Below are 26,414 nucleotides of genomic sequence, written 5' to 3'. Positions count from 1 at the left end.
TGGACCGCGCGCCGCCATGATCGCGAGGCGTGAATAGGCGATAATGCCCGCATGCCCATCACCATCAAAACTCCGGACGAGATCGAGAAGATGCGCGTCGCCGGCCGCCTGGCCGCCGAAGTGCTGCAGATCATCGCCCCGCACGTGAAGCCCGGCGTCAGCACCGAGGCCCTGGACAAGCTCTGCCACGACCACATCGTGAACGTGCAGCAGGCGATTCCGGCCAACGTCGGCTACAAGGGTTTCCCCAAGACGGTCTGCACCTCGGTCAACAACGTCATCTGCCACGGTATCCCCAGCGAGTCCAAGATCCTGAAGGAAGGCGACATCGTCAATATCGATGTCACCGTCATCAAGGACGGCTGGCACGGCGATACCAGCCGCATGTACATCGTCGGCGCGCCCTCGGTCATGGCCAAGCGCCTGGTCGACGTGACCCGCGAAGCGATGTTCCGCGGCATCCGCACGGTCAAGCCGGGCTCGACCCTGGGCGACATCGGCGCGGCGATCCAGCAGTACGCCGAATCCGAACGCTTCAGCGTGGTGCGCGAGTACTGCGGCCACGGCATCGGTCGCATCTACCACGAAGACCCGCAGGTGCTGCATTACGGCCGCGCCGGCGAAGGCCTGGTGCTGAAGCCGGGCATGACCTTCACCATCGAGCCGATGATCAACGAGGGCGCGCGCCACACCAAGCTGCTGCCCGACGGCTGGACCGTGGTAACCAAGGACCGCAAGCTCTCGGCGCAATGGGAGCACACGGTCGCGGTGACCGAGGACGGCGTCGAGATCCTGACCCGGCTGCCCGGCGACGACAACGACCTATGACCGGTAGCGCCGCCGCCGGCTCTGGCCCGGCGGAGCCGGGCGCGAAGGCGCACAGCGCCGAGCGGGCGGCGTCGATCCGCACCGCCCTGAGCGCGGTCGACGCGGCGCTGGCGCAGCGGTTCGACGCCGGCGCCGACACCCCCGCCGACGGCATCGACATCGACCGTCTGCTGCGCGTGCGCGCCGACACCGTCGACGCCGAAGTGCGCGCGGCCTGGCGCGACAGCGTGCCCGCCGACGCGCCGCTGGCGTTGTTCGCGGTCGGCGGCTACGGCCGCGGCGAACTGTTCCCGCAATCCGACATCGACCTGCTGGTGCTGGCCGAGCCGCAGGCCCAGGCCGAGCATGCCGAGGCCCTGGGCCGCTTCTTCACCTTGTTGTGGGACGGCGGCCTGCCGGTCGGGCATGCGGTGCGCTCGGCCGCGCAATGCACCGAGGCCGCCGCCGACATCACCGTGCTCACCGCGATGCTGGAAGCGCGCCCGCTGGCCGCCGACCATCACGCCGGCGCCACTCTGCAGGCCGCGATCGCGCCGCTGTACGTGTGGCCGGCGCGCGAGTTCTTCCTGGCCAAGCGCGAGGAACTGCGCCAGCGCCACGCCCGCTACGGCGACACCGCCGACAATCTCGAACCCAATCTCAAGGAAGGTCCGGGCGGCCTGCGCGACGTCCAGACCCTGCACTGGATGGCGCTGCGCATCATCGGCACCGCCGACCTGGAGTCCCTGGTCGCGATCGGCCAGCTCGGCGCCGACGAGCTGGTCACGCTGGAGCGCGAACGCCGCGCCCTGTCGCGCCTGCGCTTCGGCCTGCACCTGGTCGCGCGCAAGCGCGAGGAGCGCCTGCGCTTCGACTACCAGAAGCTGCTGGCCGAGCGCCTGGGCCACGTCGACAACGCCGACAACCTCGCCGTCGAACAGATGATGCAGGGCTTCTACCGCAGCGCCGCGCTGGTGCTGCGGATCGGCGAGCGCCTGCTGCAGCGCTACGAGGAACAGATCGAAGGCGAGCCCACGCCGGTGCCGATGCGCGGCGCGTTCGAGGCCTTCGAGCTGCGTCGCGACTACATCGCCGCGCGCTCGCCGCAGTGGCCGCGCGACGCGCAGGACATCTTCGCCCTGTTCGCGGCCTGGGCCGAACACGACGGCGTGCGCGGCCTGCATTCGCGCACCGCGCGCGCGCTGGCCGAGTCGCTGTCGCGCATTCCCAGTTTCGAGGCCGCCGATCCCTCGCTGCGCGAGCGCTTCCTGGCGATCCTGCGCGGCCCGCATCCGGTGCACGCGCTGGAGCGCATGGCGCGCCTGGGCGTGCTCGGGCGCTGGATTCCGGCGTTCTCGAAAGTCTCCGGGCGCATGCAGTTCGACCTGTTCCACGTCTATACGGTCGATCAGCACACCCTGGCGGTGCTGCGGAATCTGGCCCGCTTCGCCTCCGGCGTGGCCGACGAGCGTTTCAGCATCGCCCACGAGGTCTGGCCGCGCCTGCGCAAGCCCGAACTGCTGCTGCTGGCCGGCCTGTTCCACGACATCGCCAAGGGCCGCGGCGGCGACCATTCCGAGCTCGGCGGCGACGACGCGCGCGCGTTCGGCACTGTGATGGGCCTGAGCGAGGCCGACACCGCGCTGATCGAATGGCTGGTGCGTCAGCACCTGCTGATGTCGGTGACCGCGCAGAAGCAGGACATCGCCGATCCGGAAGTGATCCACCGCTTCGCCACCAAGGTCGCCGACCGCGAGCGTCTGGATCATCTGTATCTGCTGACCTGCGCCGATATCGCCGGTACTTCGCCCAAGCTGTGGAACGCGTGGAAGGACCGGCTGATGGCCGACCTCTACACCGCCACCCGCCTGGCGCTGCGACGCGGCCTGGAGCATCCGGTGGCCGGTGCCGAACGCGCGGCCGAGACCCGCGCCGCCGCGCACGCCATGCTGGCGGCATTCGGCAGCGGCGACGACGAGATCGCGGCGCTGTTCGCGCGCATGCCGGACATCGGCTTTCAGCGCGGGCGCCCGGATCAGATCGCCTGGCAGGCCGCCTCGCTGCGCGGCGTGCTGGTCGGCGACACCCGCGTGCGTGCGCGTCCGGTCAGCGCCCTGGCCGGCGCGCTGGAAGTGTTCGTGCATTCGCCCGATCGCGACGGCCTGTTCGCCGCGATCGTGGCCACGCTGGACCGCCTCGGCCTGGCGATCCAGCAGGCGCGCGTGCTCGACGGCCCGCAGGGCACCATCTTCGATACCTTCGAAGTCGTGCCCACCGACCCGCGCCATCCGCCCTCGGCCGAGGAGGTCGAGCGCCGCCTCGCCGCGACCCTGGCCGCGCCGCTGGACCGGGTCCGGCCCGCGCGCCGCGCCCAGCCGCGCCACCTCAAGCATTTCCGCATCGTGCCGCAGATCGGCTTCAACACGGTCGACAAAGCCGGCAGCGACAGCGCCGGCGGCGCCGGCGGCGCCGGCGAGCGCACCCTGCTCAGCCTGGTCTGCACCGACCGGCCGGGCCTGCTCGCCGACGTCGCCATGACCTTGCGCAACCAGGCGCTGCGCGTGCACGACGCGCGCATCGCCACCTTCGGCGAACGCGCCGAGGACATGTTCCAGATCACCCGCCCCGACACCGACGGGCGCGATCGCGCGCTCGACGAAACGCAACAGCAGGCGCTGCGCGACGCGCTGCTCGCCTGCCTGGAAGGAGACCACCGATGAGCCCCGCCAAGACCGCCAAGAAGACCGTCCGCAAGAAGACCGCGCCCAAGGCGCCGGGCATCGACGAACTCAAGTTCATGATCGACAGCGCCTTCGAGCGTCGCAGCATGCTGACGCCGGACGAGATCGAAGGATCGACGCGGCCGACCGTGGAGCGGGTGATCTCGGGCCTGGAGCAGGGCGAGTTCCGCGTCGCCGAGCCGGACGGCAAGGGCGGCTGGACGGTCAACGAATGGCTGAAGAAGGCGGTGCTGCTGTACTTCCGCGTCAACGAGATGCAGCTGGTCGAGGCCGATCCGGCGCCGTTCTGGGACAAGGTCCCGGCGCGCTTCGAAGGCTACGGCGAGAGCGACTTCCGCAAGCTCGGCGCGCGCGTCGTGCCCGGCGCGATCGCGCGCCGCGGCGCCCACATCGGCAAGGACGTGGTGCTGATGCCTAGCTTCGTCAACATCGGCGCCCATGTCGGCGAAGGCACCATGGTCGACACCTGGGCCACGGTCGGCTCCTGCGCCCAGGTCGGCAAGCACTGCCACCTGTCCGGCGGCGCCGGCATCGGCGGCGTGCTGGAACCGCTGCAGGCCTCGCCGACCATCATCGAGGACCATTGCTTCATCGGCGCGCGCTCGGAGGTGGTCGAAGGCTTCGTGGTCGGCCACCACAGCGTGATCGGCATGGGCGTGTTCCTGGGCCAGAGCACCCGTGTCTACAACCGCGCCACCGGCGAGATCAGCTACGGCTACGTGCCGCCCTATAGCGTGGTCGTGTCCGGCCAGCTGCCCGCGAAGGACGGCTCGCATTCGCTGTACTGCGCGGTGATCGTGAAGCAGGTCGACGCCAAGACCCTGTCGAAGACCAGCATCAACGAGTTGCTGCGCGGCTTGGCGGACTGAGTCAGCCGATGGCGCGTCTGTCCGCCAACACGATGGTGGCAAGGACAATCACGTCGTGGACGGCGGGTGCTCTGGTGATTGCGCTCGCCTCACTCGCAATAGGTCATGTGCTCGGCCTCTACCGATTCCCGCTAGAGCTCTTGTTGATGCTGGGCCTCCTGACGCTCAATAGCGTGGCTTGGTGGCTGTATGCGCGGCGTTTCGCCGATAGCGTAGAAGAGGTGGGCGATGCATTGCGGGTGCGGCGTCGGGGGTTGGAAGAGCTGATACCGATCTCGGACATCGCCAAGGTGTCCGAGCAGATCGAGTGGCGGACCCGGAAAGTGGTGTTGTCCCTACGCGGTTCGAGCAAGTTCGGGCGACGGGTCGAATTCTTCCCGAAACCCAATTCGCCGTTCGGATCGCTCGGCGGCAGCGACGTCAGCCGCGCGCTGCGCGAACGCGTCGCCATGACCGCCGCCTTAGGTGCCATCGCGTCGGCAGGCGCTCGATCGCCGTCTGGCTGAGACAGAGCGAATGATGCGCATCTGCGTTTCGAGCGACCGTCGCGTCCATAAGGACATCCGCATCTGCGGGGACCGCGTCGGTGCAATACGGGCCGATAGCTGGGGTGCCGATTTGAATCGGGCGGAATATTCATGACCATGCGCCGCATCTCATCGTCGATGTCCTACCACTTCAAACGCACCTTCCCCATCGTGACGTTCGGTGCCTTTTCCGCCGCGCTGGTGGCCGCGCTGTTGCAGCGCCCGGTGCCGATCGAGACGGTGGGGGTGTTCGCGGTCGCCATCGTGGTCGGCGGAATCGTGACCTATCGCTACCTGCGCGATGTGCTGGACGAGGTCTACGACGACGGCGATCGCCTGCTGGTTCGCAACGGTGGGGTCGAGGATACGGTGCACTTGCGCGACGTGGTCAACGTCAGCTCGACCCGCTGGCGCACCCTGGTCCGCCTGACGCTGACGCTCTCCGTTCCGGGAAAGTTCGGGGATAAGATCGTCTTTCTCCTGCGCGACACCTTCCTGGACGGGATGCCGTACGCAGCGCCCGCGCAGATCAAGCAACTGCAAGACCGCATCGCGGCACTCAAACGCAATTCGACGGGGCAGCAATGACCACGCTTTATGGCTTGAACAACTGCGACACCTGCAAGAAGGCCCGTAAGTGGCTGGACCGCTTCGGCGTCGCGCACAGCTTCGTCGACTATCGCGACCACCGGCAGGCGGCGGAGACGCTGCTGGGCTGGCGCGACCAGCTCGGCGGTTGGGACGCGATGATCAACAAGTCCTCGACCACTTGGCGCACGCTGCCGCCGAACCGCAAGGAGCCGGCCTCGGATGCGGAATGGAAACTGCTGCTCAAGGAATATCCGCAGCTGATCCGGCGCCCGGTGGTGGTCACCGACGACGGCACGGTCACCCAGGGCTTCAGCGACAACGGTTTCAAGCTGCGCTTCGGAGTGGGCAAGTGAGCGATGTCCTGCAGCTGACCCGCGATCTGATCGCGCGCGCGTCGGTGACGCCGGAAGACCTGGGCTGCCAGGCGCTGATCTCCGAACGCCTGCAGCGCGCGGGCTTCCGCTGCGAGCACCTGCGTTACGGCGAGGTCGACAATCTCTGGGCCGTGCACGGCGAGGATGGGCCGACCCTGGTGCTGCTGGGCCACACCGACGTGGTGCCCTCGGGCCCGCGCGAGGCCTGGGCCAGCGATCCCTTCGTGCCCGAGATCCGCGACGGCGTGCTGTACGGGCGCGGCGCGGCCGACATGAAGGGCAGCGTGGCCGCGTTCGTGGTCGCGCTGGAGCGTTTCGTCGCCGCGCATCCGGGCCACGCCGGACGCGTCGCGCTGCTGCTGACCTCGGACGAAGAGGGCGACGCCATCGACGGCGTGCGCCGCGTCGCCGACACCTTCCGCGCGCGCGGCGAGCGCCTGGACTGGTGCGTGACCGGCGAGCCCTCGTCGACCGCCAAGCTCGGCGACCTGCTGCGGGTGGGCCGGCGCGGGACCTTGTCGGCGACTTTGAACGTGATCGGCGTGCAAGGCCATGTGGCTTATCCGGACAAGGCGCGCAATCCGATCCACCAGGCGATGCCGGCGCTGTCGGAACTGGCCGCGCGGCGTTGGGACGAGGGCTACGAAACCTTCCCGCCGACCAGCTTCCAGATCAGCAACGTGCACGCGGGCACCGGCGCCAACAATGTGATCCCGGGCGAGCTGCAGGTGCTGTTCAACTTGCGCTACAACCCGAGCTGGAACGCCGAAGCCCTGGAGCGCGAATGCGAGCAGGTGCTGCGCGCGCACGGGCTGGAATACGAAATCCGCTGGTTCCGCGGCGGCGAGCCGTTCTACACGCCGGAGGGGCCGCTGCGCGCGGCCGCGCGCGAGGTGCTGGCGAAGTTCTCCGGCGCAGCGCCCGCGGAGAGCACGGGCGGCGGCACGTCCGATGCGCGCTTCATCGCGCCGCTGGGCGCGCAGTGCATCGAGATCGGGCCGGTCAACGCCAGCATCCACAAGGTCGACGAGCACGTGTCGGTGGCGGATCTGGAGGCGTTGCCGGATCTGTACCTGGCCTTGATCGAGCGGCTGCTGGTCCAGGCGTCGTAGTCGTTCGACGCTGGCGATGAGGCGCGCCGCCTGGTGGTGGCGCGCCAAGCGCGGCGTCCTATCGCGGCTTACGCCGCCGCCACACAGGGCCGCGGCGTTTGCTTCCTGTGGGAGCGGCGTAAGCCGCGATCGCGCCGCTGCGCACGACCGCGCCGCTCCCGACGCGCCGCGCCTCAGCGCGGCTTGAGCGTCAGCGTATACCGCGTCGTCCCCGGCAGGAACGGCGAGGCGCGGCCCTCCACCCAGTCCTCGTGGCCTGCGCCCCAGTACGGCGACAGCGGATGTCCGCTCTGGCCGCCGGGCATGTGGATGATGCCTTCGGCTTCGTGGCCGGGCGCCACCACCATGCGTTCGGAGGCGCCGAAATCCTTGCGCTGCACGCGCGGCATGGCGACGTCGCCGGGCAGCTCGTCGGCAGGCATGCACAGCACCGGCTTGGCGAACTCGGGCAGGGCGCGCGACAGCGGGTGGCAGATCGCGGCGGTGTTGCGTTCGCCCCAGCGGCGCTGCGCGAGCGGGCCCTGCTGGGCGAGATCGTCGCGGACCTGACGTGCGGCATCCTCGAACAGCGCGTCCCAGGACGGGTAACGGCGCGGCAGCAGATGCGGCGGCCGCTGGGTCACCAGCGGCCAGGCCACGCCTTCGAACTGCGGCAGCTCGGGCATCTCGAAATCGCGGCCCTGGCGCACGCGCGCCGGCGCGGTCAGGCCGTCGATCAGGCGATCGTGCACGGCCAGGCGCCAGGAGCGCACCAGACGGTAGCTCACCGACTCGGGTATGGCGCGGCCCTCCCAGTGCGCGGACGCCGCGGCCAGTTCCTTCAAGGCCGGCGAATTCCTGGAGCTAGCCGCCTGGTCGCGCAGCAGCGTCCACCAGCGCGACAGGAACACCGCGCGATCGTCGAGCTGGATGCGCAGCAGGTCGCGTTCGTCCAGGCGCTGCTTGCTTATGAGGTCGTCGCGGATCTGCTGCGCGCGCGCGCCCAGGACCAGGCCGCCGTCGCCGATGCGCGCCAGTTCGGCGCCTTCCAGCGTGCGCGAGTTCGCCGTCCACAGGCGCCCGCCGGGCGGATCGATCAATTGCGGCGCGACATCGCTGCGCAGCGACCAGGGCGGGCAGGCTGCATCGGCGGCCATGGGCAGCGCCGGCGTGCAGCCCGGCGCGCGCTGCGGGATCGGGCCGAGCAAGCGCCAGGCGATCCGGCCCGTGCGGTCGGCCACCAGCAGGTTCTGCACCGGCATGGCGACGCCCTGGGCGTCGTCCAGGGCCTCGTCCAGCGACTGCGCGCGCACCAGCTTGGCCAGGCCCAGGTTGAGCCCGCCGGGCAGGTGCGCGGACCAGCGCAGGGCCAGCGCGCTGCCGTCGGGGTTGTCGTGCATCAACGGGCCCCAGGCGGTCTCGCGCACGCGCAGCACGCGCGCGGCCTCGCCCTTGACCTCGATGCGTTCCTCGTAGGTGCGCAGCCCGGCGCAGGCTTTGGGGGCGGGGCCGGCGCAGCCGGGCGCGATCGCCCAGTCCAGCCAGTCGCCGTAGCTGTTGGTGAAGCCCCAGGCGACATGGCCGTTGCTGCCGACCACCAGCGCGGGCAGGCCGGGCAGGGTGAAGCCGCCGGCGTCGATGCGGCCGCCGGGTACGCGCGCATCGGCATAGCGCAGGCGCGCGCGGAACCACAGGTTGGGCGCGCGCAGGCCCAGGTGCATGTCGTCGGCGACGATCGCGCGGCCATCGCCGGTGCGGCTGCCGGCGACGGCGAAATTGTTGCTGCCGACCTCGTTGCGGCGCGGCACTTCCACCGGCGCTTCGTCGGCGGGGATCGGCATGGCGCGCAGGTCGATGGTGGCCGCATCGGGCAGCTGCACGTCGCCGTGCGGATTGCCGAACAGGGGCGCGTCCCAGCTGCTGCTGCCGTGGGTGAGCAGTGCGTACAGGTTCGGCGACAGCGCCGGGCGCAGCTTCCACAGCGCGCGTTCGCGCACGTTGTCGGCGTCCTGCAGGTCGAAGTACATGGCGTAACCGACCAGCGCCGAGTCGGCCAGCTGCCAAGGTTGCGGTTGCGTGCCCAGCAGCAGATAGGGCCAGGGGCGTGCGCGCAGCGCGCCGAGGCCGTCGTTGACGCCGTCGGTGTAGGCCTGCAGCAGCGGGCGCTGCTCGCCGGCGAAGCTCTGCAGTTGCTGTTCGGTGCGTGCGCGCAGGCGATGCATGCGCCGGCGTTGGTCCACGTCGACCGCGATCGGGCCGAACAGCGCCGACAGCTCGCCGGCCGCGGTGCGGCGCAGCAGGTCCATTTCGAAGTAGCGTTCCTGCGCGTGGATGTAACCCAGCGCGCGGATCGCATCGGTCTCGTTGGCGGCGTCGATGGTGACCACGCCCTGCGCATCGCGCTGCACGGTCACCGGGGCCGACAGCCCCTGCAGGGCCAGTTCGCCGTCCAACTGCGGCAGGCTGCCGCGCAGCAACCACCAGGCGCCCGCGCCCGCGATCAAACCCATCACCAGCAGCGCGAGCAGGCCGCGCTTGATCCAATGTGCCATGAGGTGCCCTCCGCGGCGCAGCTTAGCCGATTGGCCGCTTCGGTCCGGAAGAGGGCGCGTTGGCTGGGGGCGGATTCGGCCGGTCCTGGCCCGGCCGCTTGCAAAACGCCCCGGCCTCAAGCAGGATCGGGCCATGAGCCGTCCCTTCGCCACCGTCCTGATCCGCAGCGCCGCCCTCCGCGGCCGCGCGGCCGTGGCCGTGGCGAACAATAACAATCGCAATAACGCCAGCCTCCCGCGGGCCGGCGATTAGCGCGCGCAACATACGCTCTTAATCGTCAACGAAGCCCGCGCCGACCAGCGCGGGTTTTTTTTGGTCTTTGCTGATCGTCCGTCCTTGAACAAGCGCCTGGCCATCCATGGCCAGGGATGCAAAGAAATGCAGTTCAACCTCACCTGGAGACTCCCCCGATGTGCTCGATCCTCGGCCTGTTCGACCTCCGCCCCGGCGCCGACTTGAGACCGCTCAGGCCGCTGGCCCTGTCCCTGTCGGCGCGCCAGCGCCACCGCGGCCCCGACTGGTCCGGCGTCAGCGTCGATCCGCGCGCGCTGCTGGTGCACGAACGCCTCGCCATCGTCGACCCCACCGGCGGTTCGCAGCCGCTGCGTTCGGCCGACGGCGAGCTCGCGCTGGCGGTCAACGGCGAGATCTACAACCACCGCGAACTCGAACAGCAGTTGGTCTCTCCCTACGAATTCCAGACCAAGTCCGACTGCGAGGTCATCAACGCGCTCTACCGCGAAGGCGGCGACCTGGGCGAGCTGCTGAACCGCCTCAACGGCATCTTCGCCTTCGCCCTGTGGGATGCGGCGCGCGGCCGCTATGTGATCGCGCGCGACCCGATCGGCGTGTGCCCGCTGTACTGGGGCCACGATGCCGACGGCCGTTTGTGGGTGGCCTCGGAGATGAAGGTGCTGGCGCGCCTGTGCGACGACGTCGCCGCGTTTCCTCCCGGTCATTACTACGACAGCGAAGTCGGCGTGCCGGTGAAGTACTACCAGCGACCGTGGCGCGATTACGAAGCCACGCGTGGCGTCGAGGTGAGCAAGGAGGAACTGCGCACCGCCTTCGAGCGCGCCGTGCACAGGCAGATGATGAGCGACGTGCCCTACGGCGTGCTGCTGTCGGGCGGGCTGGACTCGTCGCTGGTGGCGGCCTGCGCGGCGCGGTTCGCGCGCCGGCGCATCGAGGAGGACGATCAGGCCGAGGCCTGGTGGCCGCGCCTGCATTCCTTCGCGATCGGCCTGGACGGCTCGCCCGACCTGGCCGCGGCCGAGATCGCCGCGCAGGCACTGGGCACCGTGCACCACGGTTTCACCTACACCTTCGAGGAGGGCCTGGACGTGCTGCCGGACGTGATCCAGCACATCGAGACCTACGACGTCACCACCATCCGCGCCTCCACGCCGATGTTCCTGCTGGCGCGGCGGATCAAGGCCATGGGCGTGAAGATGGTGCTGTCGGGCGAGGGCAGCGACGAGATCTTCGGCGGCTACCTGTACTTCCACAAGGCGCCGAACGCGCGCGAGTTCCACGAAGAGCTGGTGCGCAAGCTCGACGCCCTGCACAGCTTCGACTGCCTGCGCGCGAACAAGTCGATGATGGCCTGGGGCGTGGAGCCGCGCGTGCCGTTCCTGGACGTCGAGTTCCTGGAGGTGGCGATGCGCATGGACGCGCAGGCCAAGATGGCCGGCAAGGGCCGGATCGAGAAGGCGGTGCTGCGCGAGGCCTTCGAAGGCTATCTGCCCGATTCCATCCTGTGGCGGCAGAAGGAACAGTTCAGCGACGGCGTCGGCTACGGCTGGATCGACGGGCTCAAGGCGCATGCCGAAGCCCAGGTCAGCGACCGCGATCTGGCCGCCGCGCCGGTGCGCTTCCCGATCAACCCGCCGCAGACCAAGGAGGCCTACTACTACCGCTCGATCTTCGAGCGCCACTTCCCGGGCACGGCCTGCGCCGAGACCGTACCGGGCGGCAAGTCGATCGCCTGTTCCTCGCCGGCCGCGATCGCCTGGGATGCGGCCTTCGCCAACGCCGCCGATCCTTCCGGGCGCGCGGTCGCGGGCGTGCATCAGGCCGCGTTGGCCTGAGCGGGTTCGATGCGGTCCGGTGCGGCGTGCGCTACACGGCGCGCCGCGCCGTCGGCGTTCGGACGACGCGCAAGGTTTCGACGCATGCGGCGAGGCGCGCATCGCCACGAATACGCTGCGTTATGATCCCGGCCACCACGAATCCGGGATGCGCGCATGGACAGACGCCGATTCATCGCAGTAAGCGGTTTGACGGCGGTCTCGCCCGTGCTCGCGCAAGCGGCGGCCGCGCCGGCGGCGGCCGGCCACGCCGACGCGGACTTGTTCAAGCACGTCAATTTCTACGACGACGGCCTGGGCCTGAGCTCGCGCGAGTACGCGGTGCTGCTGGAGCGCATGAGCGCCGGGGCCGGCATCGAAGCGGACAACTATTCCAACGGCGGCATCGTCGCCGAGCTGGAGGCCCGCTTCGCCCAGAAGCTGGGCAAGCCGGCGGCGATGTTCGTGCCCACCGGTACCCTCGCCAACCACATCGCGCTGCGCAAGCTGGCCGGCGCCGACCGCCGCGTGCTGGTGCAGGCCGAAAGCCATTTCTATAACGACAGCGGCGACGGCGGCGAGATCCTCAGCGGGCTCAACCTGATTCCGCTGGCGCCGGGGCGCAGCACCCTCACGGTGGACGAGGCGCGCGACTGGGTCGGCCGGTCCGCAGGCGGGCGCGTGCCGATGAAGATCGGCGCGATTTCGATCGAGTCGCCGGTGCGGCGCCGCGACCACGAGATGGCCGACTACGACGAGTTGGTGCGCCTGAGCGCGTACGCGCGCGGCGAGGGCATCCGCCTGCACCTGGACGGCGCGCGGCTGTTCAATCTGCCGTATCACTCCGGTCGCAGCCTGCAGGAGTACGCGGCCTTGTTCGACACCGTGTTCGTGTCGCTGTGGAAGCACTTCAACGGCATGTCGGGGGCCATCCTGGCGGGCGATTCGGCCTTCATCGACGGCCTGTATCACACCCGGCGCATGTTCGGCGGCTCCCTGCCGCAGGCCTGGCCGGGGGTCGCGGTGGCCGCGCAGTACCTGGACCGTTACGAGGCCGATTACGCGCAGTCCTGGCAGCTCACCGAGCGCATGCTGGCGCTGCTGGCCAAGGATCGTCGTTTCAAGTCGCGCAAGCTGCCCGCAGGCACCAGCCGCTATTTTCTTGCGGTCTCCGGCGATACGCAGGCCTTTCGCGAGCGCGCCAAGCAGCGCGGCTTGCTGTTGTCGCGGCCGCACCCGCAGACCGGCGAGTTCGCGATGCAGGTCAACCCGAGCGTGCTGCGCTCCAGCGCCGAGGCGATCGCGCAGGGTTTGATCGAAGCCGCGAAGGCCTGAGCCATCGCGCTCGCATGCGAAACGGGCGCCGCCTTGGCGGCGCCCGTTCGTGGCGACGGCTTAAGCGCGCTTACAGACCGCAGCCGACCCAGGTGCGTTCCAGGGTCTTGTATTCCCACTGACCGCTAGGGCAATGCACGCTGACCACGGCGTTGCCGGCCAGTTCGCAGGTCGCGGAGCGGAACGCCATCTTGGTCGCGCTGGCCGGCGAGGCCGGGTAGGACGAGACGCCTTCCAGGTTCTGGTCGTTGGTGGACCAGGCCGAGCCCGCGTCCGGACGGTGCGAGGCCGCGGCATAGACCGCGTAGTACGGCGGCGCGGGTGGGAAGGGACCGGCCGGCGTGCTGATCACGTTGGCCTTGGCGATGACGGTGGCGGTGGTGCCGGTGTTGCCGAAGTCCAGCGACATCACGGCGAAGTAACCGCCGTTGCAGATCGAGATGCGCGCGGTGGCGTCCGGGGGCGGTGTCGCCGCGGCGGTCAGGGGCAGCAACAGGGCCGCAGCGATCAGGGCGAGGCGAGGGTGGGTAGATTTCATGGACGCAGATCCTTGCGTGCTAGTGGGTAATGCCGGCAGCGGCCGTTCCTGACCGGCCCCCGAGGGGGCTGCGGCGGGACCGCCGCCGGCGGCAACGACGGCCGCGTGGCCGTCGTTGCCATTGTCGGATCTGCGCATGTCGCCGTCACTGCAATTCATCCCACGATTCCGTGGTTTCGTCGCATCGCGCGGGCGGCGAGGCATCGTGCCCATCGGGAGTTGCGCTTGGGCTGCGTTCGCATCGCGCGGCGCGAACGCCGGCCGCCATGACCCACCGGCGTCTAGCCTCAGTCGCGCTCCAGCGCGTAAACCACGGTGTCCAGCGCGGTCACGCCGTCGGCGACGAAGGCCGGTTGCTGGGCGAGGATGTCGCGGCGCTCCAGCGTGCGCAGCCGCCAGTCCGGCGAGTACAGGCGATGGACTTCCTGCTCGACCACCGAGAACGGCGGGCCCTGCTTCTCGTGCTGCGGATATTCCAGCGTGATCAGCAGGCCGCGGCAGCCGGCGGGCAGGCGCGGGTAGAGTTCGCCCGCATAGCGTTCGCGCAGCGGCGGCGGCAGGGCGATCAGGGCGGCGCGGTCGAACACGGCCGCGCAATCCGCCAGCAGTTCGGCGCTCAGCGCGAAGGCGTCGCCGCAGATCAGTTCGATCGCGCCGGCCCGGTAGTGGCGGCCGTAGCGGGTCGCCTCGACCGCGGGGCTCAGGCCGTGTTCGGCGAAGAACTCCTCGACCGCGATTTGCGACAGCTCCACGCCGAGCACGCGATGGCCCTGCGAGGCGAACCAGGCCATGTCCAGCGTCTTGCCGGCCAGCGGTACGAATACCCGGCTGGCCGACGCCAGGCCCAGCGACGGCCAATGCTTGAGCAGCAGCGGCGACGGCCGTTCCTGATGGAAGCCGATCTGCCGCTCGCGCCAGCGTTGCTGCCAGAACTCCGCTTCCACGTCGCTCAGCTCACTCGACCGACAAGCCTTCGACCTTCTGCCAGCCGCGCGGCAGCAGGCCGCCGCGGGTCGCGCGCGCGCCCACGTAGGCGTCCAGGTCCTTCCAGGACAGGCTCATGGTGCGCGTGCCCGAACGCACGCTCAGCGTCGTGCCCGGCGCGACCACCGCTACCGCGACCACGCGCTCGGTGCCGAGCTTGGCCTTGGGGATGTCGATGATCTTGTTGCCTTTGCCCTTGTCCAGCTCGGGCAACTCCGAGACCGGGAACGCGAGCAGGTGGCCGACGTTGGTCACCGCGACCACCCGGTCGGCTTCGACCGTGCCGACCGCAGCCGGCTGCAGCACCTTGGCGTTCGGGGTCAGCGACAGCATGGCCTTGCCGGCCTTGTTGCGGCCGGTCAGGTTTTCGAAACGGGTCACGAAGCCATAGCCGTGGCTGGACGCCAGCACGAAACGGCTGTCGTTGTCGCCGCTGGCCAGGGCCTGGAACGAAGCGCCGGCGGCGGGCGAGAAGCGCCCGGTCAGCGGCTCACCGTTACCGCGCGCCGAGGGCAGGCCATGGACCACGGTGGAGTAGGCGCGGCCGGTCGAATCCAGGAACGCGACCTGCTGCGTGCTGCGGCTCTTGACCGAGCCCAGCAGGCCGTCGCCGTCGCGATAGCTCAGGGTCGCCGCGTCGATGTCGTGGCCCTTGGCCGCGCGCACCCAGCCCTTCTCGCTGAGCACCACGGTCATCGGCTCGCTGGCCACCAGCTCGGTTTCCGACAGGGCCTGGGCGGCGTCGCGGGCGACCAGCGGCGAGCGGCGCGCATCGCCGAACTTCTTGGCGTCGGCCAGCAGCTCGTCCTTGACCAGCTTCTTGAGCTTGGCCTTGCTGCCCAGGGTGGCGATCAGCTGCTCGCGTTCCTTGGCCAGCTCGGCCTGTTCGCCGCGGATCTTCATCTCTTCCAGCCGCGCGAGCTGGCGCAGCTTGGTTTCCAGGATGTAGTCGGTCTGGTCCTCGCTGAGCCCGAAGCGCTCCATCAGCACCGGACGCGGTTCGTCCTCGGTGCGGATGATGCGGATCACTTCGTCCAGATTGAGGAACGCGATCAGCAGGCCTTCCAACAGGTGCAGGCGGCGCTCGACCTTTTCCAGGCGATGGGTGAGGCGGCGGGTGACGGTGTCGGTGCGGAACACCAGCCACTCGCTCAGCAGCGCCTTCAGGCCCTTGACCTGGGGGCGGCCGTCCAGGCCGATCACGTTGACGTTGACGCGGTAGCTCTTTTCCAGATCGGTGGTCGCGAACAGATGACCCATCAGCTGTTCGGCATCGACGCGGTTGGAGCGCGGCACCAGCACGATCCGGGTCGGATTGGCGTGGTCGGACTCGTCGCGCAGGTCTTCCAGCCAGGGCAGCTTCTTGGCGCGCATCTGCTGGGCGATCTGTTCGATGATCTTGCCCGGCGAGGCCTGGTAAGGCAGCGCGGTGATCACGAAGTTCTGCGCTTCCTTCACCCAGGTGGCGCGCGCACGCACGCTGCCCAGGCCGGTTTCGTACATCGCGATCAGGTCGGCGCGCGGGGTGATGATCTCGGCGGTGGTCGGATAGTCCGGGCCGAGCACGTGCTCGCACAGGTCGCGGGTGGTCGCGTCCGGGTCGTCGAGCAGGCGCACGCAGGCGCTGACGACTTCGTTGAGGTTGTGCGGCGGCACGTCGGTGGCCATGCCGACCGCGATGCCGGTGGTGCCGTTGAGCAGCAGGTGCGGCAGGCGCGCCGGCATCCAGGTCGGCTCTTCCAGGGTGCCGTCGAAGTTGGGCACCCAGTCGACCGTGCCATGGCCGAGCTCGCCCAGCAGCACTTCGGCGATCGGGGTCAGCTTGGACTCGGTGTAGCGCATCGCCGCGAACGACTTGGGATCGTCGCTGGAACCGAAATTGCCCTGGCCCTCGACCAGCGGGTAGCGGTACGAGAACGGCTGGGCCATGAGGACCATGGCTTCGTAGCAGGCGCTGTCGCCGTGCGGGTGGTACTTACCGATCACGTCGCCGACGGTGCGCGCGGACTTCTTGGGCTTGGCGGCGGCGTTGAGGCCGAGCTCGCTCATCGAATAGATGATGCGGCGCTGGACCGGCTTGAGGCCGTCGCCGAGGAAGGGCAGGGCGCGGTCGAGCACCACGTACATCGAATAATCGAGGTAGGCGCGCTCGGCGTACTCGCGCAGCGGGATCTGTTCGAAGCCGTGGAACACCGGACGGACGGAATCAGTCATGGAACGCAATCAACTCGCTAAGGCGTGACCGCACGATTCTACCCGTCGGCGTACTGCGCCGTGGTCGCGATCTCGCCTGGTGTTGCGCGTGCGGAGCCGCGCGCGTGCGCCGCACGCCACGCCGGCCAGTCCCCGGTGGGCCCCGGGGGCGGCCGGCCTTGCCGATTTCGGCGTTGAGCCGGCGTTGTGACAAAACCGTTGACAGCCGCCTCACCGCAACGCAACATACGCCTCCTCGCAGCGTCGACGGCGTTGCGATAGGCCCAGGTGGCGGAATTGGTAGACGCACTAGTTTCAGGTACTAGCGGGTAAAACCGTGGAGGTTCGAGTCCTCTCCTGGGCACCACTATTCAGAAAAACCCCTGAGAAATCAGGGGTTTTTCGTTTTCGGGCCCCGGAACGAGCGGGCTCATACGTAGGTCACGTGGCGGTTGTTGCGCAGCAGGGTGCTCTGCAGCGGCGACAGCGCGGTGCCGCGCAGTTGGCCGACGCCGCTGCTGCCGAACATCAGATTGGTCGGGTCCGAGACATGCCCCAGCGAGCAGGCGTGGGCGAGCTCGTGGGCCAGCACGGTCGGGTCGGCGCCGGCGCCGACGAAGCAGGCGCGTTCCACGGTGATGTAGTCGGTCAACGGCCCCAAGGAACAGCCGGTCGGGCCGCCCTCGATCGAGCGCACCACGAACGCGATCACCGGGCCGCCGAGGCCGATCAGACGCAGAAAGGATTCTTCGGTGCAGTTGGCGGTGGCGGCGGCCTCGTAGTAGCCGCCCGGTAGCCACAGTTCCTCCCAGATCGCGCCGGCCTCGCTATGCACGTCCAGTGCGTCGCGGGGCGCGGGCTGTCTGGGCTCGTGGATGCCCAGCACCTTCAGGCGCACTTTCGCGCCGCGATAGAACGTCGATTCGGCCAGCGCGATCGCGGTCGCCAGGCTGGCGGCGGGCGCGGTCAGGGCGCCGGAGTCCTCGCGCAAGACGATGATGCAGACCCGCAGGTATTTGGTGATGCGGATGCCGAGCAGGCGCGCGCCCGCGTCGACCAGGCCGACGCCTTGCGACCAGGCTTCCATGATCAGTCGGATCGCGCCGCGCACGATCGGCCCCAGAAACGGCACATTGATCAGCGTCGACAACGCGGCGCCGACCACGTACAGCACGGCGGTGACGAACTCGCAGACGACGCGGGACACCACCCGCACCACTTCGAGTATGACCACCACGACGATGCGGATGGTCTCGAAGATCACCCGCGTCACCAGCTTGCAGAACCAGTCCAGCGGCCAGGGCAGGGACTCGCAGACCTTTTCCTGGAATTCCTTGCGGATGGTTTCGACGGTCTCGCTGATGGATTCGCGGATTTCCTTGAAACGTTCCTCGACCTGCCGGCAGATCATCGCCATGGCCGCCACTCCTCCTGAGTGCTCCAAGGCAGGAAACGCCGCCTGCGCGGCGCGTCGGCCAGCGCCGGGCCGCGGTTTTCGCGTCGGACGACGGACGGCGCCGTAAGCCCCGCCGTTCGCGCCTCGGGCCCGCCCCGGCGGCGCTGAAACCGTCGTCGCCTTCGACGTATCCATGTCATCAACGCGACCGCGCGTCGCGCCATCAGGAGTCGCCTCTGACACCGTCCTCCCATGCCCACTCCATCGCCGTCGGCGCCTGCGTGCGCGTCGACGCCAGTCCCGCCGCCATCTGGGACTGCCTGATCGACCTCGACGCCTGGCCGCATTGGCACGAGCACATCCGCGTCGCCCATCGAATAGGCCCGGCACAGCCGGGCACCGCGCTGTGCTGGCGCGAGCACGAGGCGCTGGCGGTCGCGCGCCTGACCTGGGTGGAACCCGGGCGCCGGCTCGAATGGGCGTTGCTGCACGGGCCCTGGCCCGGACTGCACCGATGGCGGATCGAAGAAAGCGCCGGCGGCGCGCTGGTCTGCCACGCGCGCACCCTGGCGCTGACGGATACGCAGCAGGACGCGCGCTTGCTGCGTGCGCGCCTGCTGGACACGATCAACGATTGGAACAGCCGCCTGCAGGCGCATCACGCGCGCGAGCGGGCCGCCTGATCCCCGCATCGGCGCTTCGGTTCGGCGCATGCCGGCGTCTTTCGCCTGCCCGCCCGCGCCGGCCGGCGTTATTCTGCGGGCGATGGAACGGGGCCGCCTGCGGCTTCGCGGCGAGCGGCAAGCCCACAAGGAGAGCGGAATGTTGGATCGATCCGTCCGGCGCAAGGCCTGGACGATGCTGTGCCTGGCTGCATTGGCCTTGTCGGGCGGCGCCTGCTCGGCGCAGAACCCGCGACTCACGGCGACCAAGGCGGCGACGGGCGTCGGTACCGATCCGTTCGCCGGCGACTGGGGTTTCAGTACCCGCTGTTACAAGGGCCACTACGTCGGCATCACCCTCACCCGCGATGGCGCTGGCTATACCGGCACCTGGAGCGACGGCACCGACATCTGGGGCTCGGACGGCAATTTCCGGGGCAGGCTTCGGGACGACAAGCTCGAGGTGGACGTGTGCACCACCACCGAGCAGCGCGGCGGCTACGCGCGCTGTCCGGCCTATACCGCCGATGCCGCCTATTTCGTTCGCAGTGGCGAGCGATTGCTGTGGTATCGCCGGGAAGGCGAGGTCAGCGATGAGTACCTCAGCCTGAATCGTCAGGCGGCCCATCAGGTGCCGGTCGTCGAATCGGAAGAAGTCTGCGAAGAGTAAGCCCAGGAGGGGCAGCCATGACCGATACGCCTAATCAGCGCCCTGCCGCCAGGCCGGGCCTCACCGATGCCGAGTTGCGCGCGACGATCTACTTCGCGGTCGGCGTCACTTCCGAGAGCGGCGAAAACGCCTATCGACTTGCGGTCGCCGGCGACAACCCGCGCACCGCGCGGATCGAAACCGCCGACAGCAGCGGCTATACCATCGGCACCATCCAGACCGACCTGGGGCAGCACTACCAGCCGGGCGTACGCAACGGCGAGAACGTGCCGGCGGACCTCGTGAACGCCTACCAGGGCTGGGCGCGTACGCATCACCCGGACTGGGTGTTGAACAATGCGCAGGTCGCGCAGACGGTCTCGGATCTGGGCCGCGACGGCGGCCGGATCGGCAACGACCAGGGCCGCGACGTCGACGCTACCGTGCGCTCGCGCCTGGATAGCTTTCTCGCCTCGGATGCCGGCGTGACCTGGGTACACGACCGCGACGTCGCGCAAGTCGACAAGCTCATGGATCGCGCGATCGCCCCACTACAGCGCAGCCAGCTGTACCGCGACGCCAGCGGGGACGATCAGGTCAAGCTGACCGCCATGATCGCCAAGGTCTACAACCAGAACGAAACGCAGGCGCGTCCGATCCTGAGCGCGCTCGAACGCGGGCAGTATCGCAACGTGGCCGACGTCAGCGACGCCATCGGCGACATCAATCCGCGCGCGAACGACTACTTCCAGACAGGCCGCGACAAGGCGGTGCATGGCGCCGATGTGGTCAATGCGCTGCGCAATGCGCACCCCGACAGCCCGCTGCGCCCGGTCTGGGAACACGTCACCGCCAACCCTGTGATCAACCCGACGCGCCTGGATCAGGATCGCGCGCATCCGAACCTGCCCGGCGAGTACGCGACGGTGCGGCGCTTGTTCGTGAACTACGAGCAGGCCGAGCCCTTCATCCATGCCCTGGATCGCGGCGGCGCCTATCAGCAGGCGCGCACCAGCCAGGCCCAGCCGGGCCGGTTCAACGACAACGGCGTGTACGCGGCCGGCAACGACTTCGTGACCTGGGACCGCAAGGGCAACGGCCACGCCTTCGTGCGCGGCGCCTGGAGCGAGGTCGATCGCGACGACCTGTCGCGCGTGAATCAGGCCAACCGCGTCGTCGATCTCAACATCGATCGCAACGGCGCCTCCGAGCGCCTGCTGCGGGTGGATCGCAATGCGCCCGCGCTGCGCGCCGAGCCTGCGCCGGTCACGGCCCAGCCCGCGCCGGTGGTGGCGCCGCCGACCGCGAACCCGACCGGCCCTGCGCAGCCGCTGCCGCACACGCCGACGCCGGCCGAGCTGGACCGCCGCGGCAACGAGATCGGGCCGATCCCGGCGCCCGGCGCGCCGCGTCCCGCCGGTCAGCCCCTGGGCGCGAACGACGCGCGCGATCGTCAGCATCCCGACCACGCCGCCTTCGGCAGCATCCGTGGCGTGGTCGCGGCCGACGGACGCTGGAACGCCGAGCAGTGCGACAACATCTCCGCGCAACTGCTGTGCCGGCACAAGGCCGATCCGCTCAGCCACGCCATCGATCGCGTCGCGATCGGGCGGCCGACCGCGAACGGCGAGGTCCACGTGTTCGCGATGTACTCGCCGGCCGGCGAGCGCGGCCCGCATTTCCACGCCCAGGTCGAAGCCCACCAGGCCGCACGCGTGCCCGCGGCCCAGAGCTTCGACCAACTCGCCCAGATCGGCGCGCAGCAGAGCCAGCAGCAGAGCCAGGGCCTGGGCGGGCAGGACGCGCCCAGCCGCGGCGCGCAGCGCATGAGCTGAGTCCGACCCCGCCGCGCCGGGGCCGCGCACGCGTCGTCGGAAGCGACCCGACGACGCCGCGTTCATGGCGATGTGCGACCATGCCGCGATGAGTAAGAAGACCCCGGCCGGGGGCAAGCCCGGCAAATCCACCCGCGCACCCAGCGCGAAGGCCGGCGCCAAGCCGGCGCAAGGCAAGCAGGCCGCCGCCAGGCCCGCAGGCGGCAAGAAGAGCGCCGCGCCGCGACCGCCCTGGTTGCCCGACACCCTCCAACACGGTCCGCCGAGCAAGGGCGGCAAGCGCGGCAAGGGCGACGCGGCCCCGGCCTCCGCCCCGCGCGCGCGCCACGCGCCGCCGGCCTACAACGATCCCTACGCCGAGCGCGAGGCCAGCCGTTACGAGCAGCCCATCGCCAGCCGCGAAGCCATCCTGCAACTGTTGGCCACCGCCGACGGCCCGATGCGCGCCGAGGCCCTGGCCGAGACCCTGGGCCTGAGCGCGCCGGACCGTTTCGACGCGCTCGGCAAGCGCCTGGCCGCGATGCTGCGCGAAGGCCAGTTGCTGCAGAACCGCAAGGGCGAGTTCGCGCCCGCTGCGCGCATGGACCTGATCCCGGGCGTGGTGATCGCCAACCCCGACGGCTTCGGTTTCCTGCGTCCGGAAGCGGGCGGCGGCGACGACCTGTTTCTGCCGCCGTTCGAGATGCGCAAGGCCATGCACGGCGACCGCGTGCTCGCCAGTGTCACCGGCGTCGACCGCCGCGGCCGCCGCGAAGGCGCGATCGTGGAAGTGCTGGAGCGTCGCCTCAACCGCCTGATCGGCCGCTACACGGTCGAATCCGGCATCAGCTATGTGGTGCCCGACGATCGCCGCATCCAGCGCAACGTGCAGATTCCGCCGGACTCGCGCCTGGAGGCGCAGAACGGCCAGCTGGTGGTCTGCGAGCTGGTGCAGGCGCCGGACGCCAAGCGCCCGCCGATCGGCCGCGTACTGACGGTGCTGGGCGAACGCCTGACCGCGTCGCTGGCGGTGCAGGCCGCGATCCACGGCCACGAGCTGCCGCATGAGTTCCCGCAGCCGGTGCTGGACGAGGCCGCCGCGGTGCCGCTGACCGTGCCGCCGGCGGTGGCCGCGCAACGCGTCGATCTGCGCGCAACGCCGTTGGTCACCATCGACGGCGAGGACGCCAAGGACTTCGACGACGCGGTCTATTGCGAGCCCAACCGCGACGGCTTCCGTCTGGTGGTCGCGATCGCCGACGTCTCGCATTACGTGAGTCCGGGGACGCCGCTGGACGAAGAAGCCATCCGCCGCGCGACCTCGGTCTATTTCCCGGGTTTCGTGGTGCCGATGCTGCCGGAGACGCTGTCCAACGGCATCTGCTCGCTCAAGCCCAAGGTCGATCGCCTGTGTTTCGTCTGCGATATGCAGATCGATCGCGAAGGCCTGGTCGCTCATTCGAAGTTCTACGAAGCGGTGATGAATTCGCACGCGCGGCTGACCTACACCCAGGTCTGGAACGCGGTGGGCGAGGGCGTCGAGCCGGAAGCGCGCGAGGAGGCCCTGGCCCAGATCGGTTCGCTGCTGCCGAACATCCAGCGCCTGCACCAGCTCTACCAGGTCCTGTCCAAGGCGCGCCAGCGCCGCGGCGCGATCGAGTTCGAATCCAGCGAAGTGCGTTTCGTGCTGGACCAGCGCGGCGAAGTCGTGCAGGCCGGCATGCTCCAGCGCAACGACGCGCACAAGCTGATCGAGGAATGCATGATCGCGGCCAATGTCGAGGCCGCGAAGTACCTGATCGGCGCGCACGTGCCGGCGCCCTACCGCAACCACGAGCGCCCGCCGGAGCAGAAGTACGCCGACCTGCAGGAGTTCCTCAAGGAGTTCAAGCTGCGCATGCCGCCGTGGCCGCAGGTGCAGCCGCGCGACTTCACCGAACTGCTGAAGAAGGTGCGCGAGCGTCCCGACGCGGCCCTGATCGAATCGGTGCTGCTGCGCAGCCAGAGCCTGGCGGTGTACGCGCCGGACAACCTGGGCCACTTCGGCCTGGCCCTGGAGGCGTATGCGCACTTCACCTCGCCGATCCGCCGCTATCCCGACCTGCTGGTGCACCGCGCGATCAAGTACGCGTTGACCGGCGCGCGCCCGGACCAGTACCTGTACTCGCCGCGCGAGATGGCGGCGCTGGCGCTGCAATGCTCCGAACGCGAGCGTCGCGCCGACGAAGCCGAGCGCGAGGTCGACGAACGTTACCGCGCGGCCTGGATGGAGCAGCACGTCGGCGGCGAGTTCGAGGGCACCATCAGCGGCGTGACCAGCTTCGGCCTGTTCGTCGAGCTCGACGAATCCAAGGTCAACGGCCTGATCCACGTCACCCAGCTGCCGCACGACTATTACCACTTCGATCCGATCCGCAAGACCTTGCAGGGCGAGCGCACCGCGCGCGAGTTCCGGCTCGGCGACCGGGTCTCGATCGTGGTGATGAAGGCCAGCGTCGAGGACCGCAAGATCGACTTCAAGCTGGTCGAGGACCGCGGCGCCAAGCCGCTGCCGCCGCGCGGGCAGCCGGCCAAGCGCAGCAAGCAGAAGTACTGAGCTACTCCCGTCGCCCCCTTTGAAGAGGGGGCTGCGCCCTGCGCTAGAGCCGATACGCGGCTTGGATCGGGGTGCGGGGGATTTGCTTCTCGGAAGCAAGAGCGAATCCCCCTGGCCCCCCTCTACAAAGGGGGAACTGTCCGAGGGAGGGGGAGAACGCCGCGGACGGGCCTCTACACGCCCACTGGCTTAGAATCTCCCCCCTTGTCCTCCCGCCGCCCCGGCCCATGCCCGGCCGGCGCTCGCTCCCGTCTACGGAACCCTCATGAGCCAGAAACAATGGATCGCCGGCATCAACGCAGTCTCGGCGGCGATCGAGCACGACGCCGATAACGTGCGCGAGGTGCTGATCGAAGCCGGCGCCAAGAACCCGCGCCTGGCCGAGATCGAAAGCAATGCGCGCCGCGTCGGCATCGACGTGCGCAAGGTCGCCAGCCAGGCCGTGGACGGCGTCGCCGGCGGCCTGCGCCACCAGGGCGTGGTCGCGCGTTACGCCGCCGCCAAGACCTGGAGCGAGAACGAACTGCAGGGCCTGATCGAAGCCGCGCAGGGCCGCGCCCTGGTGCTGGTGCTGGACGGCGTGCAGGACCCGCACAACCTCGGCGCCTGCCTGCGCAGCGCGGCCGCGGCCGGCGTGACCGTGGTGGTGATCCCCAAGGACCGCGCGGTGCAGATCAACGCCACCGTGCGCAAGACCTCGGCCGGCGCCGCCGACAGCGTGCCGATCATTCCGGTCACCAACCTGGCGCGCTCGCTGCGCGAGCTGCAGGAGCTGGGCGTGTGGTTGTACGGCCTGGCCGGCGAGGCCGAGGCCTCGTTCTACGACATCGATCTGCGCGGCAACGTCGGCCTGGTGCTGGGCGGCGAATCCGACGGCCTGCGCCGCCTGACCCGCGAGAACTGCGACCAACTGGTCAAGATCCCGATGCCGGGCGGCGCCGACGGCATCTCGGTCGAGAGCCTGAACGTATCCGTAGCCACGGGCGTGACCCTGTTCGAAGCGGTGCGCCAGCGCCTGGCGCCCGTGAAATAATCCACGGGCAAGCAGGAAGCGGGGACGACCCCGCCTCTCCAGTCGCCCGGGGACGGCCCCATCGCGAAGGAGACCTGCCATGCCTTGGATCATTCTCGTACTCGCCGGCCTGTTCGAGGTCGGCTGGGCCATCGGCCTCAAATACACCGACGGTTTCAGCAAGCTCTGGCCCACCGTGGGCACGGTCGCCGCGATGGCGATCAGCCTGGGCCTGCTCGGCATCGCCATGAAGACGCTGCCGGTCGGCACCGCCTATGCGATCTGGGTGGGCGTGGGCGCGGTCGGTACCGTCATCCTCGGCATCGTGCTGTTCCACGAGCCTGTGAATGCGCTGCGCGTGATCAGCGTGCTGCTGATCGTGGCCGGCCTGGTCGGGTTGAAGCTCGCCACTCCCTGAGATTCGTAGCGGCGGCGCCTTGTCCGTCTGTGAGCGCTGCGCACGTTGCACAAAGAGTGGGGCCCTGTGGCCCCGCCACGGACGCATGCGCGCGGCCCTTCCGCCCGGTACCGCGGGACGGCCGTGCGCGGACAAGGAGGAGTCGACATGGAACGTGCTTCGGGTTTGGTCTTACTGCTGCTGTTGGCCTGCGCCACGGCGACGCAGGTGCAGGCGCAGGCGTGCCGCTGGGACGGCACGGCGATTCTCTGCGACGGCACGTGCGGTGCCGACGAGAGCGAGAAGATGCGTTCGCGGGTCGGCGGGCCGGCCATCGACCGCATTGAATCGGTCAACCGGTTCGGTAACGACTGTCTGACCGGCACCAAGGCGCTGTGCTGCAAGACCCCGGGGCGCAGTTGCCGCTGGGACGGCACGGCGCCGTTCTGCGACGGCGGATGCCGCGCCGGCGAGTCGGTCGCGGAGCCGCCGGCGGACAGCAGCAGCGGCATGCCCTGCGCCACCGGCTCCAAGGTCTATTGCTGTCGGGTCACGTCGGCGCCCCCCATCCATCAGCCCTTCGAGACGGCGCCACCGCCACCGCCGCCTCCGCCGCTGCCGCCTCCGCCGGACGCGCCCACCGGTTGCCGCATAGCGCCGGCCAGCACGCCGCGCTGCGGGGCCTTGAGCATCGAATGCGATCGTCCTCTGCCGATGGCCAATCAGATCCTGATCGGCAGCGATTCGGGCACGCGCGTGCTGCGCACGGTGCCCGAGCTAGGCCTGATCCAAGGCGAGTACATCAACGAGGGCAACGCCATGCTTACGGTCTGCGCCAAGAACGAAGGCGGGATGCGTTGCAGCGAGCGTTTCGCCGCCACCCTGGGCCCGACCTTGTGCGTGAATCCGCCGGTGCACCCGGTGTGTCCTTCCGGTTCCAGACCCTGTCCCGGCAAGGGCTGCATTCCGAACAACCGGCGCTGCGACCCCATACAGTGACCGCGGCACCTGCGGCGACGGCTTCGAACAAGCCGCCGCCGCGTCCATGTTCGAAGCATCAATCGAGCAGCGCGACGTTCGCTGCGGCCATCCGCGCCGGGTCGGCGATGATCTCGATCGCGACGATGCGGTCCTCGACCACCGTGAAGGCGAAGGCGACACGCGGCGTGCCGTCCGGGGCTCAGGTCTAGTCTGCGGTTCGCGAGATCGGTGCCGC

At 69.5% G+C, this 26,414-nt stretch carries 20 protein-coding genes, 1 tRNA gene and 1 pseudogene; 17 read left to right on the top strand and 5 right to left on the bottom strand.

All coding sequences use genetic code 11. The features are described from left to right. Positions 1-51 precede the first annotated feature (51 nt). From map to dapE, 7 genes and pseudogenes are all read left to right on the top strand, one after another. Complete coding sequence (gene map / locus BMZ45_RS00440; RefSeq protein ID WP_091631285.1) at positions 52-828, top strand: type I methionyl aminopeptidase; 777 nt, start codon at positions 52-54, stop codon at positions 826-828. Next, positions 750-3,527 carry a [protein-PII] uridylyltransferase gene (gene glnD / locus BMZ45_RS00435; RefSeq protein WP_091631283.1) on the top strand — a complete coding sequence of 926 codons (2,778 nt, stop codon included), beginning with the start codon at positions 750-752 and terminating at the stop codon, positions 3,525-3,527. The genes map and glnD overlap by 79 nt, the downstream gene beginning before the upstream one ends. Next, positions 3,464-4,417: pseudogene (gene dapD / locus BMZ45_RS00430) on the top strand (2,3,4,5-tetrahydropyridine-2,6-dicarboxylate N-succinyltransferase); the annotation flags it as partial. The gene glnD and the pseudogene dapD, both read left to right, overlap by 64 nt. Before the next feature lie 8 nt (positions 4,418-4,425). Then, positions 4,426-4,923, top strand: a complete 498-nt coding sequence (locus tag BMZ45_RS00425; protein WP_091631282.1) for a hypothetical protein — start codon at positions 4,426-4,428, stop codon at positions 4,921-4,923. 132 nt (positions 4,924-5,055) lie between these two features. After that, positions 5,056-5,532 carry a hypothetical protein gene (locus BMZ45_RS00420; RefSeq protein WP_091631280.1) on the top strand — a complete coding sequence of 159 codons (477 nt, stop codon included), beginning with the start codon at positions 5,056-5,058 and terminating at the stop codon, positions 5,530-5,532. Beyond that, a complete protein-coding gene (locus BMZ45_RS00415; RefSeq protein WP_091631278.1) occupies positions 5,529-5,888 on the top strand; it encodes a Spx/MgsR family RNA polymerase-binding regulatory protein in 360 nt (119 codons plus the stop codon). The genes BMZ45_RS00420 and BMZ45_RS00415 overlap by 4 nt, the downstream gene beginning before the upstream one ends. After that, positions 5,885-7,021 carry a succinyl-diaminopimelate desuccinylase gene (gene dapE / locus BMZ45_RS00410; protein WP_091631276.1) on the top strand — a complete coding sequence of 379 codons (1,137 nt, stop codon included), beginning with the start codon at positions 5,885-5,887 and terminating at the stop codon, positions 7,019-7,021. Before BMZ45_RS00415 ends, dapE begins: the two co-directional genes overlap by 4 nt. A gap of 173 nt (positions 7,022-7,194) precedes the next feature. Here dapE and BMZ45_RS00405 read toward each other — a convergent pair whose 3' ends face one another. After that, positions 7,195-9,552 (bottom strand): penicillin acylase family protein, encoded by a 2,358-nt coding sequence (locus BMZ45_RS00405; protein ID WP_091631274.1) that lies wholly within the window; start codon positions 9,550-9,552, stop codon positions 7,195-7,197. Positions 9,553-9,963: 411 nt separating this feature from the next. Here BMZ45_RS00405 and asnB point away from each other — a divergent pair, with 411 nt between their 5' ends. Then, the gene (gene asnB / locus BMZ45_RS00400) at positions 9,964-11,643 is read left to right on the top strand and encodes an asparagine synthase B (protein WP_091631273.1); all 1,680 of its coding nucleotides are present in this window, start codon (positions 9,964-9,966) and stop codon (positions 11,641-11,643) included. Between the two features lie 156 nt (positions 11,644-11,799). Next, on the top strand, positions 11,800-12,957 hold the full coding sequence (locus tag BMZ45_RS00395; RefSeq protein ID WP_091631271.1) for a threonine aldolase family protein: 1,158 nt from the start codon (positions 11,800-11,802) through the stop codon (positions 12,955-12,957). A 70-nt stretch (positions 12,958-13,027) separates the two neighbouring features. On the opposite strand, the gene BMZ45_RS00390 is transcribed toward BMZ45_RS00395, so the two are convergent. The 3 genes from BMZ45_RS00390 to parC all read right to left on the bottom strand — a co-directional run bounded on the left by BMZ45_RS00390 (position 13,028) and on the right by parC (position 16,693). Further along, positions 13,028-13,495, bottom strand: coding sequence for a hypothetical protein (locus BMZ45_RS00390; protein WP_139215342.1), 468 nt, complete (start codon positions 13,493-13,495; stop codon positions 13,028-13,030). A gap of 287 nt (positions 13,496-13,782) precedes the next feature. Further along, the gene (locus BMZ45_RS00385; protein WP_091631268.1) at positions 13,783-14,439 is read right to left on the bottom strand and encodes a thiopurine S-methyltransferase; all 657 of its coding nucleotides are present in this window, start codon (positions 14,437-14,439) and stop codon (positions 13,783-13,785) included. A 10-nt stretch (positions 14,440-14,449) separates the two neighbouring features. Beyond that, on the bottom strand, positions 14,450-16,693 hold the full coding sequence (parC, locus tag BMZ45_RS00380) for a DNA topoisomerase IV subunit A (protein WP_091631266.1): 2,244 nt from the start codon (positions 16,691-16,693) through the stop codon (positions 14,450-14,452). A gap of 261 nt (positions 16,694-16,954) precedes the next feature. Between parC and BMZ45_RS00375 the strand changes: the two genes are divergently transcribed. Beyond that, a tRNA-Leu gene (locus tag BMZ45_RS00375) sits at positions 16,955-17,039 on the top strand. Between the two features lie 63 nt (positions 17,040-17,102). On the opposite strand, the gene BMZ45_RS00370 is transcribed toward BMZ45_RS00375, so the two are convergent. Further along, on the bottom strand, positions 17,103-18,089 hold the full coding sequence (locus BMZ45_RS00370) for a hypothetical protein (protein ID WP_091631265.1): 987 nt from the start codon (positions 18,087-18,089) through the stop codon (positions 17,103-17,105). 260 nt (positions 18,090-18,349) lie between these two features. Between BMZ45_RS00370 and BMZ45_RS21450 the strand changes: the two genes are divergently transcribed. The 7 genes from BMZ45_RS21450 (at position 18,350) to BMZ45_RS00335 (ending at position 26,197) form a co-directional block, all read left to right on the top strand. Continuing rightward, positions 18,350-18,751: an SRPBCC family protein gene (locus BMZ45_RS21450; protein WP_175488872.1), complete on the top strand. Its 402-nt coding sequence runs from the start codon at positions 18,350-18,352 to the stop codon at positions 18,749-18,751. Between the two features lie 28 nt (positions 18,752-18,779). Continuing rightward, a complete protein-coding gene (locus BMZ45_RS00360; RefSeq protein ID WP_139215341.1) occupies positions 18,780-19,400 on the top strand; it encodes a hypothetical protein in 621 nt (206 codons plus the stop codon). 17 nt (positions 19,401-19,417) lie between these two features. After that, positions 19,418-21,214 carry an XVIPCD domain-containing protein gene (locus tag BMZ45_RS00355; RefSeq protein ID WP_139215340.1) on the top strand — a complete coding sequence of 599 codons (1,797 nt, stop codon included), beginning with the start codon at positions 19,418-19,420 and terminating at the stop codon, positions 21,212-21,214. 88 nt (positions 21,215-21,302) lie between these two features. Further along, positions 21,303-23,789, top strand: a complete 2,487-nt coding sequence (gene rnr, locus BMZ45_RS00350; protein WP_091633902.1) for a ribonuclease R — start codon at positions 21,303-21,305, stop codon at positions 23,787-23,789. A 265-nt stretch (positions 23,790-24,054) separates the two neighbouring features. Beyond that, entirely contained in the window at positions 24,055-24,822 is a 768-nt protein-coding gene (gene rlmB / locus BMZ45_RS00345; protein WP_091631258.1) for a 23S rRNA (guanosine(2251)-2'-O)-methyltransferase RlmB, read from the top strand. A gap of 79 nt (positions 24,823-24,901) precedes the next feature. Next, a complete protein-coding gene (gene sugE, locus BMZ45_RS00340) occupies positions 24,902-25,219 on the top strand; it encodes a quaternary ammonium compound efflux SMR transporter SugE (RefSeq protein WP_056176021.1) in 318 nt (105 codons plus the stop codon). 147 nt (positions 25,220-25,366) lie between these two features. Further along, positions 25,367-26,197, top strand: coding sequence for a hypothetical protein (locus BMZ45_RS00335; protein WP_139215339.1), 831 nt, complete (start codon positions 25,367-25,369; stop codon positions 26,195-26,197). Positions 26,198-26,414 lie beyond the last annotated feature (217 nt).

Source organism: Lysobacter sp. cf310, from assembly GCF_900114355.1.
Lineage (GTDB): Bacteria > Pseudomonadota > Gammaproteobacteria > Xanthomonadales > Xanthomonadaceae > Lysobacter.
The sequence above is the reverse complement of the archived record's forward strand: the minus strand, read 5'-3'. Positions and strand labels throughout refer to the sequence as shown.